This window comes from Nostoc sp. C117, from assembly GCF_043099735.1.
In the GTDB taxonomy this organism is placed as follows: domain Bacteria; phylum Cyanobacteriota; class Cyanobacteriia; order Cyanobacteriales; family Nostocaceae; genus Nostoc.
Genome location: NZ_CP170991.1, coordinates 1,848,731 through 1,875,023, shown reverse-complemented (window position 1 = coordinate 1,875,023; position 26,293 = coordinate 1,848,731). Strand labels below are relative to the sequence as shown.

General features: G+C 40.8%; 20 protein-coding genes. 14 read left to right on the top strand and 6 right to left on the bottom strand.

Annotated elements, in window-relative coordinates; translation table 11 throughout:
- The first annotated feature begins 123 nt into the window (after nt 1-123).
- Nucleotides 124-3,126, top strand: a complete 3,003-nt coding sequence (locus tag ACFG4S_RS08815) for a valine--tRNA ligase (RefSeq protein ID WP_392534437.1) — start codon at nt 124-126, stop codon at nt 3,124-3,126.
- A gap of 170 nt (nt 3,127-3,296) precedes the next feature.
- The gene (locus tag ACFG4S_RS08810) at nt 3,297-3,731 is read left to right on the top strand and encodes a hypothetical protein (protein WP_392534436.1); all 435 of its coding nucleotides are present in this window, start codon (nt 3,297-3,299) and stop codon (nt 3,729-3,731) included.
- Between the two features lie 162 nt (nt 3,732-3,893).
- On the opposite strand, the gene ACFG4S_RS08805 is transcribed toward ACFG4S_RS08810, so the two are convergent.
- The 6 genes from ACFG4S_RS08805 to ACFG4S_RS08780 form a co-directional block, all read right to left on the bottom strand.
- Nucleotides 3,894-4,106: a hypothetical protein gene (locus tag ACFG4S_RS08805; RefSeq protein ID WP_392534435.1), complete on the bottom strand. Its 213-nt coding sequence runs from the start codon at nt 4,104-4,106 to the stop codon at nt 3,894-3,896.
- A gap of 335 nt (nt 4,107-4,441) precedes the next feature.
- Entirely contained in the window at nt 4,442-5,461 is a 1,020-nt protein-coding gene (locus ACFG4S_RS08800) for a tRNA-dihydrouridine synthase family protein (protein WP_392534434.1), read from the bottom strand.
- Between the two features lie 418 nt (nt 5,462-5,879).
- The gene (locus ACFG4S_RS08795; protein WP_392534433.1) at nt 5,880-6,632 is read right to left on the bottom strand and encodes an SDR family oxidoreductase; all 753 of its coding nucleotides are present in this window, start codon (nt 6,630-6,632) and stop codon (nt 5,880-5,882) included.
- 148 nt (nt 6,633-6,780) lie between these two features.
- A complete protein-coding gene (locus ACFG4S_RS08790; protein ID WP_392534432.1) occupies nt 6,781-7,758 on the bottom strand; it encodes an SGNH/GDSL hydrolase family protein in 978 nt (325 codons plus the stop codon).
- Nucleotides 7,759-7,869: 111 nt separating this feature from the next.
- A complete protein-coding gene (locus ACFG4S_RS08785) occupies nt 7,870-9,009 on the bottom strand; it encodes a 3-oxoacyl-ACP synthase III family protein (RefSeq protein WP_392534431.1) in 1,140 nt (379 codons plus the stop codon).
- 86 nt (nt 9,010-9,095) lie between these two features.
- Nucleotides 9,096-10,907: a ScyA-related TPP-binding enzyme gene (locus tag ACFG4S_RS08780; RefSeq protein ID WP_392534430.1), complete on the bottom strand. Its 1,812-nt coding sequence runs from the start codon at nt 10,905-10,907 to the stop codon at nt 9,096-9,098.
- 1,681 nt (nt 10,908-12,588) lie between these two features.
- Here ACFG4S_RS08780 and ACFG4S_RS08775 point away from each other — a divergent pair.
- The 12 genes from ACFG4S_RS08775 to ACFG4S_RS08720 all read left to right on the top strand — a co-directional run bounded on the left by ACFG4S_RS08775 (nt 12,589) and on the right by ACFG4S_RS08720 (nt 26,208).
- Complete coding sequence (locus ACFG4S_RS08775) at nt 12,589-12,855, top strand: Mo-dependent nitrogenase C-terminal domain-containing protein (RefSeq protein WP_392534429.1); 267 nt, start codon at nt 12,589-12,591, stop codon at nt 12,853-12,855.
- A 527-nt stretch (nt 12,856-13,382) separates the two neighbouring features.
- Nucleotides 13,383-13,700 (top strand): hypothetical protein, encoded by a 318-nt coding sequence (locus tag ACFG4S_RS08770; protein ID WP_392534428.1) that lies wholly within the window; start codon nt 13,383-13,385, stop codon nt 13,698-13,700.
- Between the two features lie 420 nt (nt 13,701-14,120).
- Nucleotides 14,121-14,891 carry a response regulator gene (locus ACFG4S_RS08765; RefSeq protein WP_392534427.1) on the top strand — a complete coding sequence of 257 codons (771 nt, stop codon included), beginning with the start codon at nt 14,121-14,123 and terminating at the stop codon, nt 14,889-14,891.
- A gap of 153 nt (nt 14,892-15,044) precedes the next feature.
- On the top strand, nt 15,045-15,485 hold the full coding sequence (locus ACFG4S_RS08760) for an acyl carrier protein (protein WP_392534426.1): 441 nt from the start codon (nt 15,045-15,047) through the stop codon (nt 15,483-15,485).
- 77 nt (nt 15,486-15,562) lie between these two features.
- Nucleotides 15,563-16,318: a 4'-phosphopantetheinyl transferase family protein gene (locus ACFG4S_RS08755; protein WP_392534425.1), complete on the top strand. Its 756-nt coding sequence runs from the start codon at nt 15,563-15,565 to the stop codon at nt 16,316-16,318.
- A gap of 241 nt (nt 16,319-16,559) precedes the next feature.
- Nucleotides 16,560-17,594: a 3-oxoacyl-ACP synthase III family protein gene (locus ACFG4S_RS08750; RefSeq protein WP_392534424.1), complete on the top strand. Its 1,035-nt coding sequence runs from the start codon at nt 16,560-16,562 to the stop codon at nt 17,592-17,594.
- 10 nt (nt 17,595-17,604) lie between these two features.
- Nucleotides 17,605-19,521 carry an HAD-IIIC family phosphatase gene (locus ACFG4S_RS08745; protein ID WP_392534423.1) on the top strand — a complete coding sequence of 639 codons (1,917 nt, stop codon included), beginning with the start codon at nt 17,605-17,607 and terminating at the stop codon, nt 19,519-19,521.
- Nucleotides 19,514-19,735 (top strand): acyl carrier protein, encoded by a 222-nt coding sequence (locus ACFG4S_RS08740; protein ID WP_392534422.1) that lies wholly within the window; start codon nt 19,514-19,516, stop codon nt 19,733-19,735. The genes ACFG4S_RS08745 and ACFG4S_RS08740 overlap by 8 nt, the downstream gene beginning before the upstream one ends.
- A gap of 50 nt (nt 19,736-19,785) precedes the next feature.
- Nucleotides 19,786-20,547, top strand: a complete 762-nt coding sequence (locus ACFG4S_RS08735) for a 2-oxo acid dehydrogenase subunit E2 (protein WP_392534421.1) — start codon at nt 19,786-19,788, stop codon at nt 20,545-20,547.
- A gap of 84 nt (nt 20,548-20,631) precedes the next feature.
- The gene (locus ACFG4S_RS08730; protein ID WP_392534420.1) at nt 20,632-21,852 is read left to right on the top strand and encodes an FAD-dependent oxidoreductase; all 1,221 of its coding nucleotides are present in this window, start codon (nt 20,632-20,634) and stop codon (nt 21,850-21,852) included.
- A gap of 280 nt (nt 21,853-22,132) precedes the next feature.
- A complete protein-coding gene (locus ACFG4S_RS08725) occupies nt 22,133-25,990 on the top strand; it encodes an AMP-binding protein (protein WP_392534419.1) in 3,858 nt (1,285 codons plus the stop codon).
- An 80-nt stretch (nt 25,991-26,070) separates the two neighbouring features.
- Nucleotides 26,071-26,208: a hypothetical protein gene (locus ACFG4S_RS08720; protein WP_392534418.1), complete on the top strand. Its 138-nt coding sequence runs from the start codon at nt 26,071-26,073 to the stop codon at nt 26,206-26,208.
- Nucleotides 26,209-26,293 lie beyond the last annotated feature (85 nt).

The window sequence follows — 26,293 nt, the reverse complement described above, 5'->3', positions numbered from 1 at the left end:
GGGTTGGTAGACTACTAGTTTGCCTCATCTTGCCTTCCTCCTCTTCCCTTTGCGGTTCGTTTCCATTAATCCCTCTCCAACCCTGTGGCAAAATTTATTAGAGTCCTTCCTTAGTTTTCCCGCATGACCGCAACCATTCCCAATCTCCCCAGTCTCTACGACCCCTTTTCCACTGAAGCCAAGTGGCAAAAATTCTGGGAAGACAACCAAGTTTATAAAGCTGACCCCAACAAAGGCGGCGAGCCTTACTGCATTGTGATTCCGCCACCGAATGTCACCGGCAGCTTACACATGGGTCACGCCTTTGAAAGTACGTTAATTGATACCCTCGTCCGCTATCACCGGATGCAGGGACGAAATACCCTATGGCTACCCGGAACTGACCACGCCAGCATCGCTGTCCATAGTATGCTGGAAAAACAACTCAAGACAGAAGGTAAGACTCGCTACGAATTGGGACGTCAGCAATTTTTAGACCGCGCTTGGCAATGGAAGGCGGAGTCTGAGGGAACGATTCTTAATCAGCTACGACGCTTGGGTGTCTCGGTGGACTGGTCACGAGAAAGGTTTACCCTGGATGAGGGTTTATCTAAAGCTGTTGTCGAGGCGTTTACTCGTCTTTACGAAGAAGGCTTAATTTATCGTGGTGAATATTTAGTTAACTGGTGTCCAGCTTCTCAGTCAGCTGTATCTGACGTGGAGGTGGAAAATCAAGAGGTTAATGGCAATCTTTGGCATTTCCGTTATCCCCTCACCGATGGTTCTGGTTTTGTGGAGGTGGCGACAACTAGACCAGAAACGATGCTGGGCGATACGGCTGTAGCTGTTAATCCCAATGACGATCGCTACAAACATCTCATTGGCAAAACTTTAACTTTGCCAATTCTACAACGAGAGATTCCCATCATTGGCGATGAATTCGTCGATCCCACCTTTGGTACGGGTTGCGTGAAGGTAACTCCCGCCCATGACCCGAACGATTTTGACATGGGTAAGCGTCACAATCTGCCGTTAATCAACATTATGAATAAAGACGGCACTCTCAACACCAATGCTGGGGAGTTTCAAGGACAAGACCGCTTTGTTGCTAGAAAAAATGTGGTTTCTCGCCTAGAAGCAGATGGCTTTTTGGTGAAGATCGAAGATTATAAGCATACCGTTCCTTATAGCGATCGCGGTAAAGTACCCATTGAACCCCTCCTCTCAACTCAGTGGTTTGTCAAAATTCGCCCCTTAGCTGACAAAACTCTCGAATTCCTCGACCAGCAAACTTCTCCAGAGTTTGTCCCCCAGCGCTGGACAAAGGTTTATCGTGATTGGCTAGTAAAACTCACTGATTGGTGTATCTCTCGCCAATTATGGTGGGGACACCAAATTCCCGCTTGGTACGCTATCAGTGAAACGGGTGGGCAAATTACCGATAACACGCCATTTGTGGTGGCAAAATCAGAGGCTGAAGCTTGGGAGAAAGCTAAAGCGCAATTTGGCGAAGGTGTCAACTTAGAACAAGACCCAGATGTACTAGATACTTGGTTTTCTTCTGGACTTTGGCCGTTTTCGACTTTAGGCTGGCCGGAACAAACTCAGGATTTAGCAACTTACTACCCGACTACCACTTTGGTAACAGGCTTTGACATTATCTTTTTCTGGGTAGCCAGAATGACAATGATGGCTGGACATTTTACTGGACAAATGCCTTTCCAAACAGTTTACATCCACGGCTTGGTGCTGGATGAAAAAGGTCAGAAGATGTCAAAGACCAAAGGTAATGGTATTGACCCACTGTTATTAATTGACAAATACGGTACTGATGCTCTCCGCTATACCCTAATTAGAGAAGTGGCTGGTGCGGGTCAAGATATCAGATTGGAGTACGATCGCAAAAAGGATGAATCAGCATCAGTAGAAGCATCCCGCAACTTTGCTAACAAGTTGTGGAACGCAGCCCGATTTGTGATGATGAATTTGGATGGATTGGGGACTGGGAAAGAATCTTCCCAATCCCCAATCCCTAATCCCCAATCCCTAGAACTGAGCGATCGCTGGATTATCTCGCGGTATCATCAAGTTGTCAAACAAACTATTAATGACATCGACAGTTACGGTCTAGGAGAAGCAGCAAAGGGATTGTATGAATTCATTTGGGGTGATTTCTGCGACCAATATATTGAACTAGTTAAATCTCGCCTCCAGCCAGATGCAGACCCCGCATCGCGGCGGGTAGTACAACAAACCCTCGCCTACGTACTGGAAGGGATTTTGAAATTACTTCATCCCTTCATGCCCCATATTACTGAGGAAATTTGGCAAACTCTCACCCAACAACCAGCAGATTCACAACAAATTTTACCTTTACAAACCTATCCCCAGGTAGATGTAAATCTCATCGATGAAGCATTAGAAGAGCAGTTTGAATTACTGATTGCTACTATTCGCACAATTCGGAATTTGCGAGCTGAAGCGGATGTGAAACCAGGAGTGAAGGTAACAGCTAATTTACAAACTGAAAGTGAAAAAGAGCGGGAAATCCTCACTGCTGGACAGGCTTACATTAAAGATTTGGCCAAGGTTGAGACTTTAACCATTGCTGACAAACAAGAAAAGCAAACTGTTGCAGCGAACAAACCTCAAAGAGGTTTAAAGACAATTGGCTTAATTATTGTGGCTATAGTCTTTGGTAAGTTAGGTTTAGCTGTGGGAAATGCCATCGATGAAACTCCGATCGTTGGAACTTTCTTTGAAATGGTTGGTTTTCTTTATGCAGCTTGGTTTGTTAGTCAAAATTTACTGACTGCTGAAGCGAGACTTAAGCTATGGAGACAGTTTTTCCCGCAGACAGAATCACAACAGGCACAAGAACCAGAAAATGCAATCGCTGGTGTGATAGGTACAATACAAGTGCTAATTCCTCTCAGCGGTGTGGTAGATATCGAGGTTGTACGTGCCAAACTAGAGAAAAGCTTGAGCAAAGCTGAAGCAGAAGTTGAATCTTTGAGTACCAGATTAAACAATCCTAGTTTTGTCGATAGAGCAAGAGCTGACGTAGTTCAAGGAGCGAGAGATGCTTTAGCCGAAGCCTCCAAACAAGCGGAAATTTTACGCGATCGCCTCAAGGCATTGTCGTAAGCATCGCCTGGGTGGCTTAGGATAACTGTAATGGGTAATGGGAATGTCAATAATTCCCAATTACCCATTACCAATTAACAAGATCCAAATATCAATTTTAGGACTTATTTTTTTATTAATTTTTTATTAATTTTGAATTTTGAATTTTGAATTGGAGCGAAGCGACTCTCATGCTATATCTAGCTCAGGTGCATAAAAACGATTTTTTAGACCAGCACCAGTTACGTTTATTGGCGCGTCAGGAAGCTGATAACCTGTGGGCAATAATTCCAGAAGAGGCCTTCATTCTGCTGGGAAAGGGAAATTCTATGAATGAGAACTTGCTTGTTTTAGTAGAGCTTTCCTCTACAGGTGACATTGAAAGACTGGAAGACGCCACCGGTTGGGTACTTCATTTAGTACAAACATATCTTACTACTGGTATTACACCAGAATTCTTGCAGCACGAAGCTGAGCGAGCAGAACATTGGCGACAATCCCTAACATTGCAAAACCAAGACTTAGCGCGGCGTTCCTTGGAATTGGAAGCTAGACGCGAACAAATTCAGGCTTTAGAAGAAAGCCTCAAACGTGAGAAAAATGGCTATCACAAAGATGAGGGATGAATTAAGTAGGCTGGCGTAAATACTTAGTAGTTGCCATCGGGCAGGAGGCAGGAAGGAAGAGGGTTGGAGACTAGTTAATTTTTATTCGCATAGTTTGTTTTTTCCCACCAACTTATTTATCTTAAATAAACTTAGGGGAATTTTGAATTAATCCCCCTAATATTATGCAACACTTAATAATTTTTTCAATTTTAGATATGCCTCTTCTGGTGTAAGAGCAGCTGAGGCGTTTTGATCGGGAATATAGAATACCCAGCTATCAGGGAAGTGATGAACAACAAAAGAAGGAATCAATCCCAACTTCATTGCTTTTCTTCCCAAATCTTCTGTTTGTTCTGCTAAACTGATTTCGTCATGAAATGAGTAGTTGCTCATAAAAATAACAATTAGTGCGAGCGTCTTGATGATGATCGAGTGTCTTGGAAATATTAAGGCTTGTTTGTAACTTTCATTGATGACACTTTTTCAAAGCGACCCACTTGAGTTAGCTAAAGACCTATTGAGATGTCCAAAACCATACCCTGGATACTGGGATAATATCATCTAGCGATCGCACTTTCAACATAGCTTTTGTGAGGCGATCGCTGTGACGCATCAACGCTGAGTGATGAGTGATGAGTGCTGAGTGATGAGTGAAAATACTAGTCTCCAGTTATTCTTTCATTCAAGGCTTTTGAAACTTGTTTCTCGGGACTGCTTCCTTTACGTAGTTACACGCCTGAGTAAGGTGCTAGGGCTAAAGTTTTCGTCAGATCGGTAAGGAGAACGCGATCGCAGAGATTAAACATTTCTAGCTCGGTTTGCGTCTGTCGCATTAGCCGCAGAAAATCACCTTCAGCGTCAACACTTAGGGCAATGTAGTTGAGGAACATTTTGAGATAGCCTACACGCGATCGCTCTGGCATAGTTGCCGCTCTGGGGGTTTGCCATAAACGATCAATATATTTGCGTACTTCTACTAAAGGAACGGGTGCGATCGGCTCTTTTCGCAAAGCCTGGCGAATTTGATTAAAAAGCCAAGGATTCCCGATCGCCCACCGTCCCACCATCACACCAGCTGCGCCTGTTTGAGAAAGCACTTCCAGGGCAGTTGTCGCCGAGTGAATATTGCCATTAGCCAGCACTGGACAATTGACTCGTTTGACCGCTTCACCGATCAAATCATATTTCACTGCCCCGTGGTACATATCTTTCACTGTGCGGCCATGCAAACTGAGCAAATCAATGTTGTGGCGATTGATTATATCTAGAATTTCGTAAAAGTTATCTGTATTTTCAAAACCTACGCGGATCTTGACGGTCAAAGGGCGATCGTTGACTGCCTGACGCAGTTCTCCCAAAATCCGATCCACTTTTTTTGGTAAGAGCAGCAATCCACCCCCAACGTTTTTGCGATAGATTCTAGGTGCTGGACAGCCCATATTCAAGTCAACTCCACCTATATTATAGCCACAGAGTTCCTTTGCTGTTCTTACTAAGTCTGGAATACTTTCGCCAATCATTTGAGCAAAAACGGGACGCCCGGTGTCGTTTTCAGTGATTGCTGCGAGAATGCTACGATTGAGGCGTGAGGTATCATTGACGCGAAAATACTCGGTGAAAAAATAGTCAGGACTGCCATAGTGGGCAATGACCTTCATAAACCAGAGGTTTGTCACATCCTGCATAGGCGCAAGAGCGGTGAGAGGTAAGTCTTTCTGGAGCGATGGGGGGAGCGATACCTGGGACATAGAGATTCCAGCGATCGACAAAGCATCACTCTATCAAAAATGATTACTTGTTGGGAACACAAAAAGACATCTCCAGAAAAGAAAAAAATCAAACGTCTTTATTTAATGCTTGTTAGCGATGAAGTGTTGATTACACCAATTTTCAGATAATTGAACCACAAGCTAAGTTAGACTGAAGAGATAATAACGAACCGCAAAGACGCGTTCACGTTGGCGTTCGCGAAGCGTCTCCGACAGGAGAAGCCTCTCGAAGAGAAGTGTCTTGTTGGCGTGGTCACTGAGTTTACGGTGAGCGCAGTCGAACTGCGTAGTGGAAGTGCAGCCTCTCGTAGAGAAGAAAAGGGCACAAAGGAAGAAGGAAAAGAGAGAAATTAAAAGTTGACTTGATAGACTACAAGGGGTATTTCACTCAACTATTTTACTGTGCGGTATACCCTCCATCAACCATCATGTTGTGCCCGACGACAAAGGAAGCCGCATCTGAACATAACCACACTACAGTTTCTGCAACTTCTTCAGGCTTGGCAATGCGTCCAATGGGATGCATTGCTGTTAGTTGAGTAAGTACATCTGTAGGTAACGTAGCTAGCATATCAGTGGCGATCGCACCAGGACTCACAACATTGATTCGGATGCCTGTCTTGGCATACTCCATAGCTACGGCTTTGCTTAAGGCGATAACCCCACCTTTACTAGCACAGTAGCCAGTAAAACCGGGGAAACCCACCACACCAGCGACGGAAGCGATATTGACGATCGCCCCACTTCCCTGTTTAAGCATTGCTTTAATTTGATACTTCAAACAAAGCCAGGTTCCTTTCAAATTTACGTCAACCAGTTGATCCCAGTCTTCTTCCAACATATCTGTTATTAAGCTGGCTGCACCCCCAAGTCCAGCATTGTTGCAAGCATAGTCCAAACGACCATAAATATCTATGGTTTTCTCAATTAGTGTTTCTACATCAACAGCCTTTGACACATCAGTTTTGATGAAAATAGCTTCTCCTCCGATTTCTTGGATGCGATGGACGGTTTCTTCTCCCTCAGTGGTGCGACGGCTAGCAGTCACAACTTTGGCTCCAGCACGGGCAAAGGCGATCGCTGTAGCTCTACCAATACCTGATGAAGCTCCAGTCACCAACGCTACTTTTCCATACAATTGGCTGCTCATGGGCGTACTCCTTTGTTTTTAATTGGTTTGTTTTGTACTGACTGAATAATTCATAATTCGTAATTAATGAAAATAAAAACATAATTTCTTTTTCAGAAAAAGCGACTTTAGTCGTGGGTTAACAATTACGAATTACGAATTATTTGGACTAATAGCTATGACGTTTTCGTAGCGAAATCACACATAGAGTAGCAAATGCCAATACTCCTAACAGAGTAGAAGATTCAGGAATAGAAGCTGATTTCAATGCTAAAAATGCTAATTCCCCAATTAGCTGATGAGTCGCAGTTGTTGGATGGACTTCATCCCAAAATAAAAACTGGTCTGGATTACATACAACTGGCTTCACTGGAACTTTGATCGGCACCACCGATAAATCTCCGATGCAAGAGTCGGTGACATTTGTAAAACTGAATTCTTTGGGAGAAGCAATGATGCGATTATATAAAGAATTAACATCGAGAGGAATAATATGAGTCTCAGGACTTAATTCCTGGTTCAACAAGTTAATAGTTGTAGTTAAATCAGAGTTATGTGCATTGGTGAAAGTCTCTAGTACGCTTGCGGTTTGACTATCACCGCCTGTAACTGGGAACTTTCCTAAATCTGGTAAATTAACTACCAGAATATTTTCCGCACCCACAGCAGCCAGGGAAGTGATTGCAGCAGATAAATTGCTGACGGATTCTATTGGGTTGGGAGTCTTATTAAAAAAGTACTCAAGACCATCATTAGTACCAGCCCAAATAATATAAAGGGCATTAGGATCTGCGGAGTTATTTATTGTTGTAAATTCATTAATTTCTTGTTTTAATCCTGGTAAGAAACTTAGTCCTAAATTATCGGTTCCTGTTGTCGCACCACCAAAGGCGAAGTTGTTGTTTGGATTGAAAGTTAACCCTAAATCAGAGGCGAGATATTCCAGCCAAATTGGACCATTGGAAAAACGTCCATTAAAGTAAGTTGGTTTTGGGGGAACAGATTCATTTGTCAAATTAAATACATTACCTGTATCAGATAAGCTGTCACCAAAGACATAAATATCGTCATAATTTTGTGCCAAAACTTTGAGCGGAAACATCAAAGACAAGAGAAAAAACCCTGTTGCTAGAAATTGTTTTTGCATAAGGGAATAGGGAATGGTGAATTGGAAATTGGGAAAGTATTAATTGCTTCTGAGTGAGCGCTTGGTGTAAGTCATTTTTCTCACGCAATCAAATATATATGAGTCCTATATTTAGCAAACAGCCAAGCTACAATCTGAAGAACTTGTTAGTATTATCTCAGGTTGGTAGAGATTTGGAACAGAACCTAATGCCACATCGCCCCAACGCATAACACTTGCAGAGGCGGCACCTGCTGCACCTAAACCATAAATAAGAACCAAGTCATTTTCGTGAATCTTGCCCAGTTGTGCAGCATAGTACAAATTAGCTATTGTGATAACTGGGCCAATGTTTGCATACTCAGAGTAAAGGTTGATTGTCCGCTTTGGATCAATGCCTAGTACGCGCGTGCAGAAGCTTGCCGACCAAGCAGTAGATGTATTGAAAATAAAAAAGTCAATTTCTTCAAGTGTGACATTGGCCGCAGCCAGAGCGCCTTCACAACAAGTACGCAGTTGTCCCACAGCCGTTTCTCGGATGGCTTTATTTGCGCCTTTGCCCATCCGCATATGTATGCGTGGATTACCCAGGTCATCTTCGGTGAGTTTGGCAAAAAAGCTATTACATAAAGCAGCAGTATGAATGGTCTTTGTACCAAGGATGCCTTGATTTGGTGCAAGTGAACTGACTACGCAAGCCCCAGCACCGTCACTCATAAACCATGACAAGGTATCGTCTTCATCGAAAAAGCGAGAGTATGCACATGAAATCACTACCAGCACATTACGGTACTGTCCGGCTCGGACTAAGGCAAAGGCAGTTTGCAGTGCAACTGGGGTAACCCCACACGCAGCATCAAGATTCCACGCAGCACCTTCCAAACCAAGTTGACCAGCTAGAAAAGCAGCATCGCCAAATCCAATTTGTTCAGGCCAGACTGAAGCAACGAGCATGAGATCGATTTCTTTGGGAGTCAATGTTACTGCGTCGAGGGCTTGACGAGCCGCACGCTCTTGCAACATGAGTGAGGATTCGTCTGGTGCTAGTAACCATCGGTGAACAGTGCCGCGAAAAGGGTCTTTGATATAGGGCAACATTTCTGAGTCAAACTCGTTGCTGGGGGTAGTACCAGCGAGGGAAAACAATCTTGCTAAACTTTTTTGCTCGGACTGAGCGATCGCTTCGGGATATTTATTTGTATAGTAATCGTTTGTACGCTTGATGCTTGGGAAGCTTAATGCTATGGAGCGAATACCTACTGGGTGATTCATGATGAAAATCTCCGGGAATTTTGGCGAAAGTATCTATCTTGAATATTGGTCAAGAATCTCAATTCATTTTGCAAATATGCAACGCCCTAATTTTTAGCGCCTTGTGACATCAAACTAAAAATACGAGTTCCAATTGGTGCCAATCTAGTGTGGTCGATAAGTACATCAATAACGAATGGACTAGTGGAAGCCATTGCTATCTCTAATGCTGCTTGGATATCAGACTCTTTTTCAACCCGAATGCCGTCGGCTCCCATGCTACGGGCAAGCATGACGAAATCGGTCTGTGGTATTTCTACATCCATACTCTCGTAACCCTGCATTGTGGAACCTTGTTCGCACATGTTGTAGCGTGCATCATTAAGGACAATCCAAACGGCAGGTATCTGATACCTCACAGCTGTGCTGACTTCATTGTTCATCAGCATTGCACCATCTCCAACGATGGCGATCGCTTTACCTTGATGTGTTAAGGCTGCACCGACAACGCTAGTAACGAAGTGACCCATAGCCCCAAATCCAGTGCTGACCCGGAAACGTCCCGGTTTGCCAAATCGCAATAGGTTAATTGCCCAAGCAAATGAATTCCCTCCTTCAGCCATGACGATGGCATCGCTACCTTCAATAATCACTCGTTGCATAAGATTCATCAGTACTTCAGGACGCACCGGACCATTTGTACTGGCATTGATTACACTACGTTCTGGTCTGGGCAAAGACTGTTTTTTTGTCCGATTTTGCCGTTTCGGAAAGCGCTTGAGTAAGGCTTTGACAAACATTTTCACGTCAGACTGAATAGCGATCGTCTCGCTAGATGGATAAGCAGTTCCTGGTACATCTGGATTGATATCAACATGCAAAAAGCCCCGAGAAGGTATCATCGCGGGGTTCCAAAATGAGGTAAATTCACCAAGACGTGTTCCGAGTACTAATGTCCGTAGAGGAGGGTGTTCTTGCATATATCTCAGAACTGATTCATGTCCAGCAAAACCTGTGATTCCCACAAATTGAGGATGATCCTCTGGAAAAATACCTTTCCCGCGTGGCGAACACATCACCCCTGCTCCCGTCTTCTCAGCTAGCTGGCGAATTTCTGCCGCCGCAAACCGCGCACCAAAGCCAACCCAAATAGCGAATGACCCTTCTGAAAGCAACTGTCCACATTCTGAGATGGCTTCGTCGCTGGCTGTTGGTGCAGCAAAAGAAAGTGTGACTGGTGGTAAAGGTTTCTCGACTGAATTGGTTTGGATGTTAGTGGGGATACTCAAGTGGGCGACAAACCCATCGGGTCGAGCTAAACCTTTGGCTAGTCGTCGATATACTTCTGGAAGTTCTTCACTACATTCGAGAGTAGTTGCATAATGGAAGAGTGAGTCTGAGGTAAAAAGTCCGGAACTGGGCATAGTGTAGGTGCTGGTTTCTTGGAGTGCCCAACGTCCCCGGTGTGGTGTAGAGGTAGAAGCCGACAGAAAAATAACTTTGGCATCTTCCCAACGTGCAGCTAATAATCCAGTGAGGGCATTGGTGATTCCCGGACCTGATGTGGTAAAGACTACAACCGGGCGACCACTGGCAAAATAAGCTTCAGTGGCTGCAAAAGCTGCTCCCGCTTCGTGACGAAAGTGCAGCAACTTTATTGAACTATGTTGCAGTTTGTACCATACAGGAGCGATCGCACCTCCAGAAACACCAAACGCATATTCCACTCCTAAGTCTTCTAGCATTTTCACAATTGCAGAAGCAACTGAAATCGGCTCTAAGTCTTGATTATCAAAAGAAAACGTATCCAACGGCATACTTGCTTGGATGTCTGCAATCAATGAGTTATTTTCCGGGAAGGAAACGAAAGCCTTGGATGGATAGTTTAATTGTGTAGTTCCTTCTGATAATACCAACATATTTTGCTCCAAATTATTGATGTGTGGGACAATGTGTTGAATTTATGCTACTGAGTATAATTTAGTAGCTACTTTTACGTCAGGATCAATCTGAAGGTAAATGAACCTAGTGGCGTTGCATAATTTCGGGATGGTTTGAGAATTTGGATAAATACATAATCACTGCGTCTCCGTTTCAGCCCCAATCATCTCATTATTCTGCAACGCCAATCTAGTAATAGTATCTGCAAACAGATTAATTAATCATGCCTCTAACTGGATTTAATTCGATAATTTACGTCATTATGTCATACGAGTTTTTACCCTTTTAAAAGTTGTATTTATTACCTTACTCAAACAAATCAATTGAATTTGATTTAGCAAAAAGGACTTAAGTCCTTTTACAGAGAAAATTAAAAAGTGCTTAGGTCTTTTTTTATTTAACATTTATCCGAAAACCTTAATCAGTCCCTCATAGTTTTAGATGACAAATTTAAAATCACACTCACATGAAATTTTAAATTTGCCAACAGTCAGTAGACAATTTCCTAAGTAACAAGTCTTGAACTAGAAACTTAAAACTCTAAAAAGAGCAAATTGTAGAGGTTAAAGCTTATTTTTGTCTTGTTATTTAAAGACTATGTAATTCTCCAGCAGCTTGGTTAGATTATACACGAAAACCTGACAAAAAGTTTTCTTCGGCCATTGTAATTTGCTACTCAATGTATTTTATCTAACTCAAGTTACATTTACAAAAATGTTTTCTTCAAGATTAAGAATTGGTTACCTTAAGATTAAGGATAAAAATTGATAAGTCATACATCCATAAAATAGCACAGTTTTGATACAAAATAGCTGTGATATTTTCCTATATAAACTAATCGATAACTATTAGTTTATACTGCTGAACTTTACAAATGTTAACACAAAGTACCTTTCTTGATGAATTATATGAGACTTCAGCTTGAAAGCATTAAAAGTCATGAGTGTACAGATGTGAGTAAGCTAATATGCGTCTAAATTATATAAACACTCTTTATAATCGTTGACGGTTATGGGTCAAACGTCATTAAGTAAATATATAAGTTAAAAGCATAACAGCTTATCTCTACTGATTACTTAGAACTGGAAACTCAGTAGAACTTTTGTCTTGCTAAAATTCAGTTTCCCTACTTAACGAAATTTTGTCGATTAAAAATCACTAACTTAAGCAACAACTTAAGATAATCCTGCAAAAACGGTGGGGATGATTGCAAGCGACACTACTTTAAAATAAGTAGAATAAGTCGTTGCGATCTCTCAAAATCTTACTGTTTTTGGATAAAAGGTTATTTTAAGTGGGATTTAACGATACGAAAAAATGAGATAACAGACTAATAAAGCAATTATTTATCCTGACGTTAAAGTATACTTAACCTAATACCAATAGAAAAATAGGAATTTCTTTCGGGGATGGGGCATTGCTGAATGACAAATGACAAATGGCATCCAATCGACTTTTAAATTGCTGCTTAACTTATAGATATTGACTGGTTAAAATTTTTCAGAATTGGCAAACTGACAAGTAACCAGGTTGGAGTAAAGCTGAGCAGAGAAAGAGCGATCGCAGACTTGATATCCATAATATCTCTATCTCGCCTTCCCTGTGGTAACCGGAACTGCTCAGGGATGATGTGAACTTTGTAATTTAAGGGAACTGACTATGAATGTACACAAGTTAAACATACTACAAATAATACAACAGAAGCTAGATACTATCGAAATTCGTAACGCAGAACTGGCGAAATTGTTATGCCGAGTCATTCCATCTACTTGCCCATTTGAATGCAGCATCAACCTATTTGGGTATTTGATTATGTACATTCCACCTTTATGTAAGCTCAACCCGCTATACAACCAGTTGATTGAGTTGCGTTTTCGTGCTTCATGTTATCTCACCCAGCACCAGGAGAATGCATCTGAATTATAAATCCCTACTTTGATTCCGTAAATACTCAAGCACTTAAATTGACTTAATGCGTAGATGCATCTCATACAGTGTACTGTCTGTTTAATTATCTCTATGTTCGCCCTCTTCTACAATTGGCTCCTTGAATGACCGATTATAACTTGGATATTGTCTTAAGTTGATTCTTATCTTGAAGATATTCAGTTGTGAATATTTTCCAATGTTCTAACATAATTACACAAGTTAATTTTTTCCGCCCGAGATGACTTATTTATTTGACGTATCTCCTGAAGTTTTACTCTGCAACATCTATAGTTATTTTTGTAAGTCTTTTTTAGATAGAAAAACAGTATATCAGGCAGTGAATTCAACAAAAATATTTAATTCAAAATTGTTTAAATATATATTAATAATTTCTAGGAAAATATTTCAATCTAACAGTAGACTATATGTAAAATTTTTAAGATAAAATTAGAACTCAGTCTTCATGCTTTAGGTAAAAAATGGAATTAAAATTATAAGTTTGTATGATAGTGCTTAGAGAAGAAATGGAAGAATTTGCAGTAGTTAAGGGCAATATACCAAAACAACTAAAAATTCAATTCAAAGTTTTCTGCGTACAGAAAAACGTAGAAATGAGTGAAATATTAGAAATTTTAATTCACCAATGGATACAAATAGGCGCACCTATTCCTGAAATAACTAATAATTTGGCGATAGAAGAATTAGAAGAGATTAAAGGATACATCCCAAAAAATCTAAAGTATGAGTTCAAAATTCTCTGTAAGCAGAAACAAGTAACGATGCGCTCGGTTTTATATGCACTCATAACACAGTGGGTAGAGAAGGGTGGTTCTATAGAATAAAGGTTTTTAATTATAGTCATTTTTAAATGAAAATAAATTCTTCTAGGGGCGTACAATTGTGCGCCCCTACTGTCTAACTAATTCAATTAAGAATGCCTATAATTGATTCTGAATTCTTCTTTAAGTCAAGTTGCGATCGCTAAGTTATTGGCTAACGTTCTTTAAAAGTTAAGCTATTTATATACCTAATCAGCTTGAACTATGTAAAAAACAGTAAATCATTAACTTGATCCTTAAATTTTAGATATTTACTGGTGAAAATCTTTAAGGACTGGCAATCTATAAATAACAAGGTTTGCGAATGAATGTAGCTGCTGTAGCAGATAAGCTTTTACAGGCTTCGTCATCGCTCTTTTGAAACAAGATTGAGAGATGCTAAATGTATTCGCTTTGTTTACAAGATCATTAGCAGGAGAAATCATGAACAATATATTAGTGATTGAAGATGAGACACAAACCCGCAACCTTTTTGTCAATTCTCTCAAATCTAAAGGTTTTGATACTATTGGTGCTGAGAATGGTATGGTTGGTGTCCAACGGGCAGAGGAATATTCACCTGATTTAGTACTTTGTGATACTTCGATGCCAGAACTTGATGGTTATGGTGTTCTGACTAGACTACGCCAAAATCCTACAACTGCGATTATTCCTTTTATTTTTCTAACTGTTAAACTTAGCAAAGCTGAACTTCGTAAAGGTATGAATTTAGGTGCAGATGATTATCTGACTAAACCTTGTTCTGTAGAAGAATTAGTAGGAGCGATCGCTGCTAGATTGGAAAAACAAAAAACTCTTAAACAGTGGTATCTTAATCAGCGCCAGTCAGCTAAACAATCACAATCTACCGACACTACAAATTTTTATCCCACTAGCTCTAGACTTAGTAGAGTCTTCCAATTTATTGAAGAGAATTATCATCAACAAATCAGCCTTTCTGATGTTGCTCAAGCAGCGGGATACTCTAATGCTTACCTAACACATTTAGTCAAGCGTCAAACTAAACGAACAGTACACGACTGGATTGTTGAGCGTCGGATGACACAAGCCCGTTCTTTGCTGCTTAATAGTGATGAATCCATCAATCAAATTGCTACTAAAGTAGGATATCTAGATGCAGGTTATTTCATTCGCTTATTTCGCCAAATCCATAAGCGTCCTCCAAAAGAATGGAGAAAGGCATCTATTTTATAAGTATTGTTTAAGGATTTTAGTGCTAGTTTCTAATATCTGGAAAATAGCTTGCTAAGAAAGCAAAATAATACACTCGAAATGAATTGTTTTTCTTCTCTATAACATCTGGATTTAAAAGGAGATTATTGAATTATGAAAGGAGTACAAACAAAAATGACATCTGCAACCGATAGTTTCATCAATGCTGGATTAGTGCAGTTTTTCACAGAGAATCAGAATGCACTACTTGAGTGGATACAAAATTTTGGCAATGCTAAGAGTAACGAAACATTCTCATATAAGAAGAATTCTCAAGTACAACTCAGAGCAGCTTATCGTCAAGCATTACCTTCTCCAAAACTGTTTCAAACAGAGGAAGTTATTCAAGGGTGGTTAGTTTTTTATCTTTCTAAATTGCTGTTAGTTAATCATAGTGAAATTAACATTAATTTACCTTTTGAATACTACGGTATAACTTCTTTAGAAGCATTACGTTTGACACATGCCATAGAAGTTTGGCTTGACCGTGGCCTTTCTATAGAGGTTGTATATGAGTATCCTACAGTTCAGGTATTAGCCCAACATTTAGCCCAGGAAGTTGAGTGTGTCCGCTAAATTATTTCCGTGAACTAAGACCAGTATGAGACAAAGACTGAAACTACATTCCTATAGAACCACCAGGGCTATTTTTTATGATCGCTGTTGATACTGTTGATTGTCTGTGGCGTCCTCCACCAACAAACTGGTCAGTCTTAGGCGAAGATGTTCATGTTTGGTGTACTTTTCTTAACCAATCAACATCTCGTGTTGAAACTTTAGCAGAATTACTTTCACAAGATGAACGCACCCGATCTGAGCGTTTTTATTTGGAGCGAGATAAAAAGCGTTACATTGTTGGACGTGGGTTACTTCGGACAATTTTAGGCTCTTACTTAGGCACGAATGCCAGGCAATTGCAGTTTTGTTATGGCTCACATGGTAAACCCGTTCTAGCAGAAACATCAGGTGGGAATACATTAAGCTTTAATCTATCTCATTCTCATGAACTTGTTTTATATGCCGTAACGCGTCAACGTGAAATTGGTGTAGATATTGAATATATGCGCCCTATTTCCGACTTTGAACAAGTTGCTGAACGTTGTTTTTCAGAAAGAGAAAAAGATGTCTTTCGTCAACTGCCTCAGAATGAGAAATTAGGAGCCTTTTTTAACTGTTGGACTCGGAAAGAAGCTTATTTAAAAGCTACTGGACAGGGACTAGTTTTTCCGATGGATCAATTAGATGTTTCATTATCACAGAATGAGCCAGTTCAACTTTACAGTATAAATGGCGATCGCTCCACTGTCATCCGTTGGTCTCTTCAAGCATTTATCCCTGCTTTGAGCTATGTCGGTGCCCTGGCTGTAGAAGGACATGACTGGCATCTTAAATGCTGGCAATGGGAGTAAAAGGACGCGGCGAAGGGAGAAAGTGGGAAATTGCACAAATAATTCTTAACTCCCAACTTCTAAAACCTTATATACATCCCTGATTAGCGAAAGATTTTCCCTTGCATCTAAATCTCATATCCCCTACATTTCTACATATCGCAACACAATTTTACTTACTTCACTCTCTTTTTCTGCGAATCTGCGTGAGATAAAAAAGTAACAAACAGACTTCCAACTTTATCACCAATTAGAGTAGATTATGACAGACACAAAATGCACAGTTACTATAGCTGGGCTAGGTACTTTTTTACCAGGCAAAGCAGTTGAAAACAAACAACTTGCAGAAATCTTCAATATCAATAAAGATTGGATTGAGCTTTTTATTGGTAGTAAAAGACGTTATTTTGCCGTTGACCTTATTACCCAAGAAACAACGCATACACTAGCAGAAATATGCGCTTATGCTGCTAAAGAAGCAATTCAAAATTCTGGTTATTCAATCCAAGATATTGAATTTATAGTTATGGCAACAGGCACTCCAGATTATCTCATGCCTGCTACAGTCAATCTCGTTGCCGAAAAACTAGGAATTAATTTAGTCCCAACATATCAACTACAATCTGGATGTAGCGGCGCAGTTCAATGCTTAGATGTTGCCCAGCAATTTTTACTTAGTGGTAGCTACAAAGTTGGTTTAGTAATTGGCGGTGATATTTGCTCTAGATTTGCAGACTTCAACCGTGACTTTAATAATATGCCGTCGGGTGAACTAGTAAACTACGTTTTGTTTGGTGATGGTGCGGGTGCAGCAGTTTTGACAAGTGAGGAAAACAAAACAGGTTTTACAATCGAATATGTGCTAAACCAACTAACAGGTTTAGACAAAGAACCAGGTCAAATACTCAATTGGTTTGCTGTACCTCCATCAGGTGATACAAAGCTTCCGCAAGCTGTTAAAGAAGACTACAAAGCTATAGAAAAAGCAGTTCCAGTTTTGGCGAAAGAAATATTAGAATCTCTGATGGATGCAGTGGACTGGGAGTTATATGACGTTGATTTTATATTGCCTCCTCAACTCTCAGGAAATATGAGCAAGCGCATTGTTGAGTTCATGGATATTCCTGTAGAGAAAGCTGTGCATTGCGTTACAGAAACCGGAAATGTAGCTAATGCTTTACCCTTCATTCAGCTGCAAAACTTGGAGTCGATGATGCATCAAGGACAACGAGCTTTTTGCATTACAGTCGAATCATCCAAATGGATTAAAGGTGGTTTAGCACTATCAAGAGTGTAAGGAATAAATTATGGTTACTATCAGTTCAAATACCGTTAATAGTGTTATCCAAGAAATTCGTGAACTTAAACGTTCAAAGCAGATCGAAGCTGAATTTTCCAGAGTATCTTATCTTTTGAAAGATATCAAAACAACTGAAGAAATAGCACAATTAGGTCAGATTTTGAAAAATCTTGACTACTCGGAAATTACCACAAGATATCCTGAAGTTAAAAAAGTCAATATTGCTTTGACTGGTAATTTTGTTCTCAATCCTATCCAGCCTTTTTTGAATTATTTTCACCTCTGTGACAATATATTTCCTGATACCTATATTGCAGACTATGGGCAATATGTCTATGAAATTCTTGATGTAAATAGTGCGCTGTATGAACATCAACCAGAAATCACAGTTTGTCTGCTTGACGAACATTTGATATTTAATGAATTAGCGACTCCCTGGCGCTTATTAGATATTGAGCATACTTTACAAGAAAAGTTGCAACATCTAGAAAAACTTGTAATTCAGTATGTTAATACAAGTTCAGGATTACTGGTTTTAAACACAATTCCTCTTTCGCTCAACCAAACTAACCAACTTCTAGATTATAAATCCAAAGCATCTTTAAGTAGTCTGTGGAAAGAATTTAACGCTAGTCTCCTCAAGTTGTCTAATCAATTTAAAAGTTTAATTGTTATAGACATTGAGCCTTTATTAGCAAATGCTACCGGACTATCAGATGACCGTCTAAGTCAATATGCCAAGATATACATGACGGAATCGTTATTATCAAATTATGCTTTTGAGATTAGTAAAATCAGTCGAGCCATCAAAGGAAAAACCCGAAAATGTCTAGTTCTCGACCTAGATAATACTCTCTGGAAAGGTATTCTTGGGGATGATGGTAATGAAGGAATTGAAGTTAGCGATACTTTAGTTGGAGAAGCTTATCATCAATTTCAACTTGCGATAAAACAACTGGTAGACCAAGGTATAGTTCTTGCCATTAATAGTAAAAATGACATAGAAAAAGTTAAAGATGTTTTGCAGAATCATCCAAAAATGGCTTTACGGGAAGATGATTTTGTCAACATCTGCGCTAACTGGTCTCCAAAACATGAAAACCTCAAAGAAATTTCTCAATCTCTGAACTTGGGTTTAGATAGTTTTGTGTTTGTTGATGATAGTGAATTTGAACGCAATCTTGTACGTTCCAAACAACCAAGTGTTACAGTGCTAGAGCTTGAGGAAGACCCAGCAACCTACAGCAAAACTTTGCTTACAGGAGGTTGGTTTAATACTCTTGAAATCACCAAGGAAGATTACAGCCGAACTCAAAAGTATAAAACTGAGGTTAAACGCCAAGAATTTATCGGAAAATTTGATTCCATAGATGATTACTTGAATGAACTGGAATTGAAAGTGAGGTTGTTCGCGCCGCAACAGGCAGATATTGTGCGAATTTCTCAACTCACTTTACGCACCAATCAATTCAACATGACTACCAAGCGCTATCAAGAGGCAGAAATTAATCAACTTCTTGATGATTCATCCATAACTATTATTGGAATTGAGTCTCAAGATCGCTTTGGAGATAATGGAATTGTCGGCTGTATCTTTACTCGCCAACCTATCGATAATAAAAACGAACTTTACATAGATAATTTTCTGCTGAGTTGTCGGGTTTTCTCACGAGGAATTGAAACAATTAGCCTAGAGCATGTTCTACAGCAAGCTCAAAAAGCAAACATTGAAAAGGTTTACGCAGAGTATATTCCATCTTCCAAAAATCAGAAAGTCCATGAATTTTACAAAAAACAGGGCTTTGAGCTTGTAGAAGAAACTCCTCAGAGAGTACTTTATCTTCGCTCATTGACAGACAATATTGCTCTTTCCGTTAAGCATATTAATTTATCTTCTGACTACAGGAGTTTTACTTGTGAATAACGTTACAGATTTAGTTCATCTCATTCAAGACGTACTAGAATTACCCATCGCCGAACAAGATATTAATACTCCTTTCGATCAATTAGGAGGTTGGGATTCTCTTGGTTTATTGCGTTTGATTACTTCGATTGAAATCCGCACAGGTAAGAAAGTTTCTGTTTTGTCTATGCTCCAAGCACGTAATATCCAAGATATTTACGAGTCTATTCAGTAAGCCAGGATATTATTCATCCAACAAACTCATTTTTGAGGTGTATAAGCTCTATGATTAACATTCTGCCATTTCCCAATGAACGGAAACATACCTTTGCTTTTTTAAACTATGCCAAAGCTTGCAGTCCTGTTTTTATAGATACAGATGTAGACATGACGAAAATTCTCAATTTACGAGAAAGTTCTGCTACATTGTCACAAAGTAAATTGAGCATCATCACTTATTTTATCTATGCAGCTGCACGAGTTCTCTCTAAATATCCAGAAGCTAATAGTAGTCTTTTAGGGGGATTATTACCGAAGTTAGCACAGTCTGATACTGTCAGTGCAAAGTTTGCTTTGGATAAAAAAATAGGTGAGCAGCGTGTAGTTCTTCCTGGTTTAATTCCTCATGCTAACCAAATTTCTTTACAGGGAATTCAAAACATCATTGATTATTACAAATTAAATGATTTTGATAACATTCAGGAATACGCTGCTCTGAAAAAGTTACAAAAACTTCCTTTGTTCTTAGCAGAATTGATATTTGGTTTGATTCTTGCCGATTTAAAAAGACGGAGAAGCCGCTTAGGAACATTTTCGGTTTCTTCACTCGGACACAAATCAATTAACAGCTTTTTTTCGGTAGGAGGAACTACACTCACTTTTGGATTGGGACAAATTCAATCGCAGCCTGTTGTGCAAAAGGAGGAAATTAAAATTGCTCCTGTGATGCGTTTGAGTATGACTTTTGACCATCGGGTAATTGATGGTGCGATGGCAGCGGATATTTTGAGCGATATTAGGGAATCGCTGGAAAGGTTTTGCGAATGAATTAGGTGATGGAAATATCACGCAGGGGCGCAGAGGCGCAGAGAGAAAGATTTAGTTGCAAATTTCACCAAAAGAGTAATTATCATGAGAACAATTGATACTGATGTGTGCATTGTTGGCGGCGGTCCTTCTGGTTTGACTTTGGCTTTGGAGTTGGTTAGAAGAAATCTGAATGTTGTTGTATTGGAGCAAGCAAAAGCTTACACGCGCTCTTTTCGAGGTGAATCAATTTCGCCAGATTCTGTTTATATTCTTGATAAGCTGGGAATCATGGAGGGTTTAGGTGAACATGATGTTCTCTATACTCGTCAGTTAGAGTTGTTTGAAAATAATCAAAGAGTTTTACATATCAATTTGAGCGATTTCAAATATGATTTCAAATATCCTATTGATGTGCCGCAACCTGTAATGTTGGAGGCATTAATTCAGAAGGCTTCGCAATACGAAGGATTCACCATTTTGCGTGGTGCTAATTGTACAGAATTAATTGAGAATGGAGAAGCAATTGTTGGGGTGAAGTGTAAAACTGAGGAGGAGCAGTTAATAATTAATGCTCACCTAACTGTGGGTTCTGATGGACGTTACAGCAAAACTCGTGACATGGCGAAGTGCAAATATGTTAAGCGGATGTTGGAGAGAGACTTTATGTGGTTTAAAGTCCCGATTCCAGAACATTGGAAACAAAAATTATCTTATCGTGTGAAGATTGACCGCGATAGTCATGCAGTAGTTATCCCCAGTTATCCTAATTTGTTGCGGGTAGGTTTTAATATTCCTAAGGGAGGAATACAAAAAATTAAGGCGCAAGGAATTCAATATTTGCATGAGAAAATCGCTCAAATTGAACCTGATTTGGCTGAGGGTGCGAAGAAGTCGATTACAAGTTGGTCGGATACGACTATATTAGACATTTTCATGACTGTTGTTCCGCAGTGGTATCGGGAAGGATTTGTATTAATTGGAGACGCTGCACATACTTTATCTCCTATTCTTGGTCAAGGTGTGAATCATGCTATTTTTGACGCTGTTACGTTGGCTCCATTTGTGGCAAAAGCGTTGACTGAAAATCCTGGTTCTCCGGTGAAGGCTAGTGTTTTGAAGGAGTTTCAAGCAATTCGAGAAAAAGATTTGCGTCCGATACGGAATATGCAGCTTCGTCAGGAGAAAATGTTGACTCTTTCTACTAATTTGACGGTTTCTCTGCGGACAATTTTTTATAGATTGTTTAATTCTAGCGGTTGGCTGAAGGCGAAAATGTGGCAGCCTGTATATTACAAGCATCAGGCTAGGGATTTAGCAAGTTAGATGTAGATAGCAATCCTATTTGATTTGTGATTTTATCGAACCGCCAAGGCGCCAAGGACGGGAAGAGAAGAGAGATTTCACGGCGTTGCTGAGTAGAAATATGAATTAATCTCACGCAGAGACGCAGAGAGGAAGAGGTGAGAAGAGTTTATTTTTCAATTTCATATTCTAATTCACTAACGCCGATTTCACGAATGATTTAGGATTGCTATGTTGTTTTTTACTGTATCAAATGGAAGTTAAATAGGGAAATTTCTGGATTAAGCTGAGACTTAGAATTATGAACAATCAGTTTAAAGATTTGGTTGAATTGCTGCTTATTAGAGCAAAGGAACAACCGTCACGTATTGCTTATACTTTTCTCCTTGATGGAGAAGATGAATCTCAATCTATACAGATTAGTTATCAAGAGTTAGATCGGCAAGCTAAAGCGATCGCCATTCATCTCCAGTCTATAATGAATGCTGGAGAACGAGCATTAATGCTCTACCCAGCCGGCTTAGATTTTATTACGGCGTTTTTTGGCTGTTTGTATGCTGGAATCGTTCCCATTCCGGCTTATCCTCCCCGACAAAATCACAAGCTTTCTCGGTTGGAAGCTATTGTCTTGGATGCGGAAGCCAAGATTGTGCTGACTACATCTGGGGTTATGTCTAATTTAAAGGATGTAGGCAAGTACAGTCTAGCGTTAGCTGAGATACAGTGGTTAGCAACAAACGATTTAATCCTCTGCGATGGTTCTAGTTGGGTTCGGCCAGCAATTAACGGTGAGACGTTAGCTTTTCTGCAATATACCTCTGGTTCGACGGGAACACCGAAGGGGGTAATGGTCACTCATAACAATCTTTTGCGTAATTCTGCTGACTTAGATTTAGGCTGGGATCATGATGAAAATAGCGTCATAGTTACCTGGTTACCGACTTTTCACGATATGGGGCTGATTTATGGAATGCTACAACCCTTGTATAAAGGTTGTAGTTGCTACATGATGGCTCCTGTAAGTTTTCTCCAAAAACCGATTCGCTGGTTACAAGCGATTTCCCGTTATCGCGGAACTCACAGTGGCGCTCCCAACTTTGCTTATAAATTGTGCGTGGAGAAAATAACACCAGAACAAAGAGCTAAGTTAGACCTCAGCAGTTGGCGGATGGCGCTCAATGGTGCGGAACCTGTGAGAGCGGATGTTTTAGAAGAGTTTGTTGAGGCGTTTAAACCCTGTGGCTTTGATGGACGAGCATTCTGTCCGGGGTATGGTTTGGCGGAAGCAACTTTGAAAGTCTCTGCTGTGCGCTCAAAAGATTTACCTGTTTATCTCCATGTTGATGCTGAGGCTCTAGAGCAGCATCGGGTTGTGGAAGTGAGCGCCAATCATCCTAGATGTCGGCAATTTGTTGGTTGCGGCTGGACGGAAATTGATACTCAAATTGTTATTGTTAATCCAGAAACTCTGACTCAGCGCAGTGATGACGAAGTTGGTGAGATTTGGGCGTCTGGCTCTACGATTCCTCTGGGGTATTGGAATCGACCAGAAGCGACGGCGGAAACTTTTCAAGCTTATTTAACAGATACTAAAGCAGGTCCATATCTGCGTACAGGTGATTTAGGATTTATTCACAACGGTGAGCTTTTTGTCACTGGACGCATTAAAGATGTAATTATTATTCGGGGTCGCAATCATTACCCACAAGATATTGAACTGACTGTTGAAAAGAGTCACCCAGCACTTAGACCAACCTGTACCGCTGCCTTTACGGTAGAGATTGAGGGCGAGGAAAGGTTGATTGTGGCTCAAGAAATAGAGCGGCTACATTTGCGAAAGTTAGATGTAGATGAGGTGATAGGAGCAATCCGGCGGGCGGTATCACAACAACATGAATTACAACTTTATGCAGTAATTCTATTGAAGACGGCAACTATTCCCAAAACTTCCAGCGGTAAGATTCAGCGCCGCACCTGTCGAGCCAAGTTTCTAGAGAATGCTTTAGAGGTGGTGGGTGAGTGGAAATTTGAAATAGAAGCTGAGTCAGAAGTTGCTGTGCAGCCAGTTGTTAGCAAAACCAAAGCTGATAATATCATTGAGTGGTTGCGCGGTTATGCCAGCGATCGCATTAACTCCCGATTAATTGATGAACGCCGTTGTATTCCGCCTTATATTGTCCTTGATTTTGGCAATCGCGGACTTTTGGGGATGCAAATTCCCGAAGAATACGGCGGTTTGGCTCTCAGTTATCGAGATACTTTCCGCGTTTTTGAGCAATTAGCCGCGATCGATTTAACCCTGGCGTCCTTTGTGGCGGTTCACCACGTTTTAGGTACTCGCCCAATTTTGAATTATGCACCGGAGAATGTGCGTCAGGAAATACTGCCGTTGCTAGCTGGTGGGCGCGAGTTGGCTGGTTTTGCCATCACCGAACAAACAGCGGGTTCTAATCCCAGAGCGATCGCTACACGAGCAATTCCTGATGCGGGCGGTTGGAGAATACGCGGTGAGAAAATCTGGATTGGTCATGGTTCCTGGGCGGGGGTAACTAATGTCTTCGCTCAAACACTGGATGCGAACAACCAACCAACTGGGATTAGCAGCTTTATCATCCGTCAAGGAACACCAGGATTTTGTCAAGGGCCGGAAGCTTTGACGATGGGCGTGCGCGGGATGGTACAGAATACCATTTACCTGAAAGATGTTTTGGTTACTCCAGAGAATCTTTTAGGAACCCTCAACAATGGTATGGAAGTCGCCCAAGATGCGATGATGCACGGTAGATTAATCATCGGCGTCATGAGTCTCGGTGGAATGAAACGCTGTGCCCAATTGATGCTACGTTACAGTTCCCGTCGTTCTGTGTCCACAGGGCGGTTACTTAATAACCCCATTTCTCTGGTTTGGTTGAGCGATCTAACAGCAGCAATTACATCTTTAGAAACCCTGTTGTTCAAAATTGCCGATTTGTTAGACCAAGGACGCGTCATTCCTCAAGAAGCCTTCACTGCGTGCAAAACAGCCGGACCGGAATTGGTTTGGCAAGCAGCCGATCGCCTGGTACAAATGTTAGGCGGTCGTGGCTATATTGAAACCAACATTGCACCGCAAATCCTCCGCGATGCCAGATTATTCCGCATTTTTGAAGGACCCACTGAAACCCTGAATATGTTCCTTGGCTCTCGCGCGATGAATCAAGGTGCAGAGTTACACCGCTTTTTAAGTGAAGAATTAGGTGCAGCAACGGTAGCTGAAACCTTAGCTGTAGCTGTAACCCAGATTAAGACGCATTTAACAAGCGTACAGCCAGCTTTCTTAGAAAGTAAATCAGCACAACATTGGGCTTATATTCGTACAGGTGAAGTAGTTACCTTCGCAATTTTACTGGCAGCAGTTCAAGGAGAATTAGAGCGATCGCCATCTGCTGAATTACAACGTGCTGTTACCTGGGCGAAGTTACAATTTGAGCAAAAACTCGCAAGCGTTCTCAGTGGAACCCCCGCAGAAAATGTTTTATCAGATGCCGAAACTGTAACCGTTCAAATTTCTGATTATATTGCAAGCATTGGTAATGTAGTACAAACCTCCGCCGGAGAGAACCACAATTTAGACGAACTTCTGCAATTAGAAGAAGTAGGGGAAGCAGTGGAAGCAGGGGAAGATGAGGGAGCAGGGGAAGAATTCCTAACTCCTAACTCCTCACTCCTAACTCCTAACTCCCCACTCCTCACTCGTAACTCCTCACTCGTAACTCCCCACTCCCCACTCCCCACTGCCCACTCCCCACTCCCCATTCAACATTGGCTAGAAAAATGGCTGATTAAGAAATTAAGAATTGCTGCGCGTTCTGTGAATGCTAATACCTCCTTTGCTGACTACGGTTTAGATTCTGTGATGGCCGTGGAATTAGCCCAAGATTTAGAAGAGTGGCTGAAATATCCTCTTGAATCGACTATCCTGTGGAACTTTCCCACAGTCAAATCTTTGGCTGAGCATTTAGCATCCCTGGCGACAACACCAGAACCTCAAGATTCAGTCAAAGTTTCTGCAAAAGCTGTGTTTGAATTCATCCCACCAACAACAACGCCTTTGGAAACCTCAATTGCTCAAGAACTCGCCAAACTAGAAAACTTGCTCGGAAAGAATGGAAGTAGATAATAACAATTCGTAATTCGTAATGGGCTACGCCCTGCTACGCCAACGTAATTCGTAATTTGTAAGAAAGTCACGCACCTTTGATGCATCGACCTGCACCTTTAATGCACCGACCTGCACCTTTAATGCATCGACTCGCACCTTTAATGCATCGACTCGCACCTTTAATGCATCGACCTGCACCTTTAATACATCGACCTGCAACAATTAACTTTCTTTAAATTACACAACAACTCTAAAAAACTTGTGTGTACACGGTAGATACCTCTGCTTGAGATAAATCATCTCACAAATATGCATTTTGTC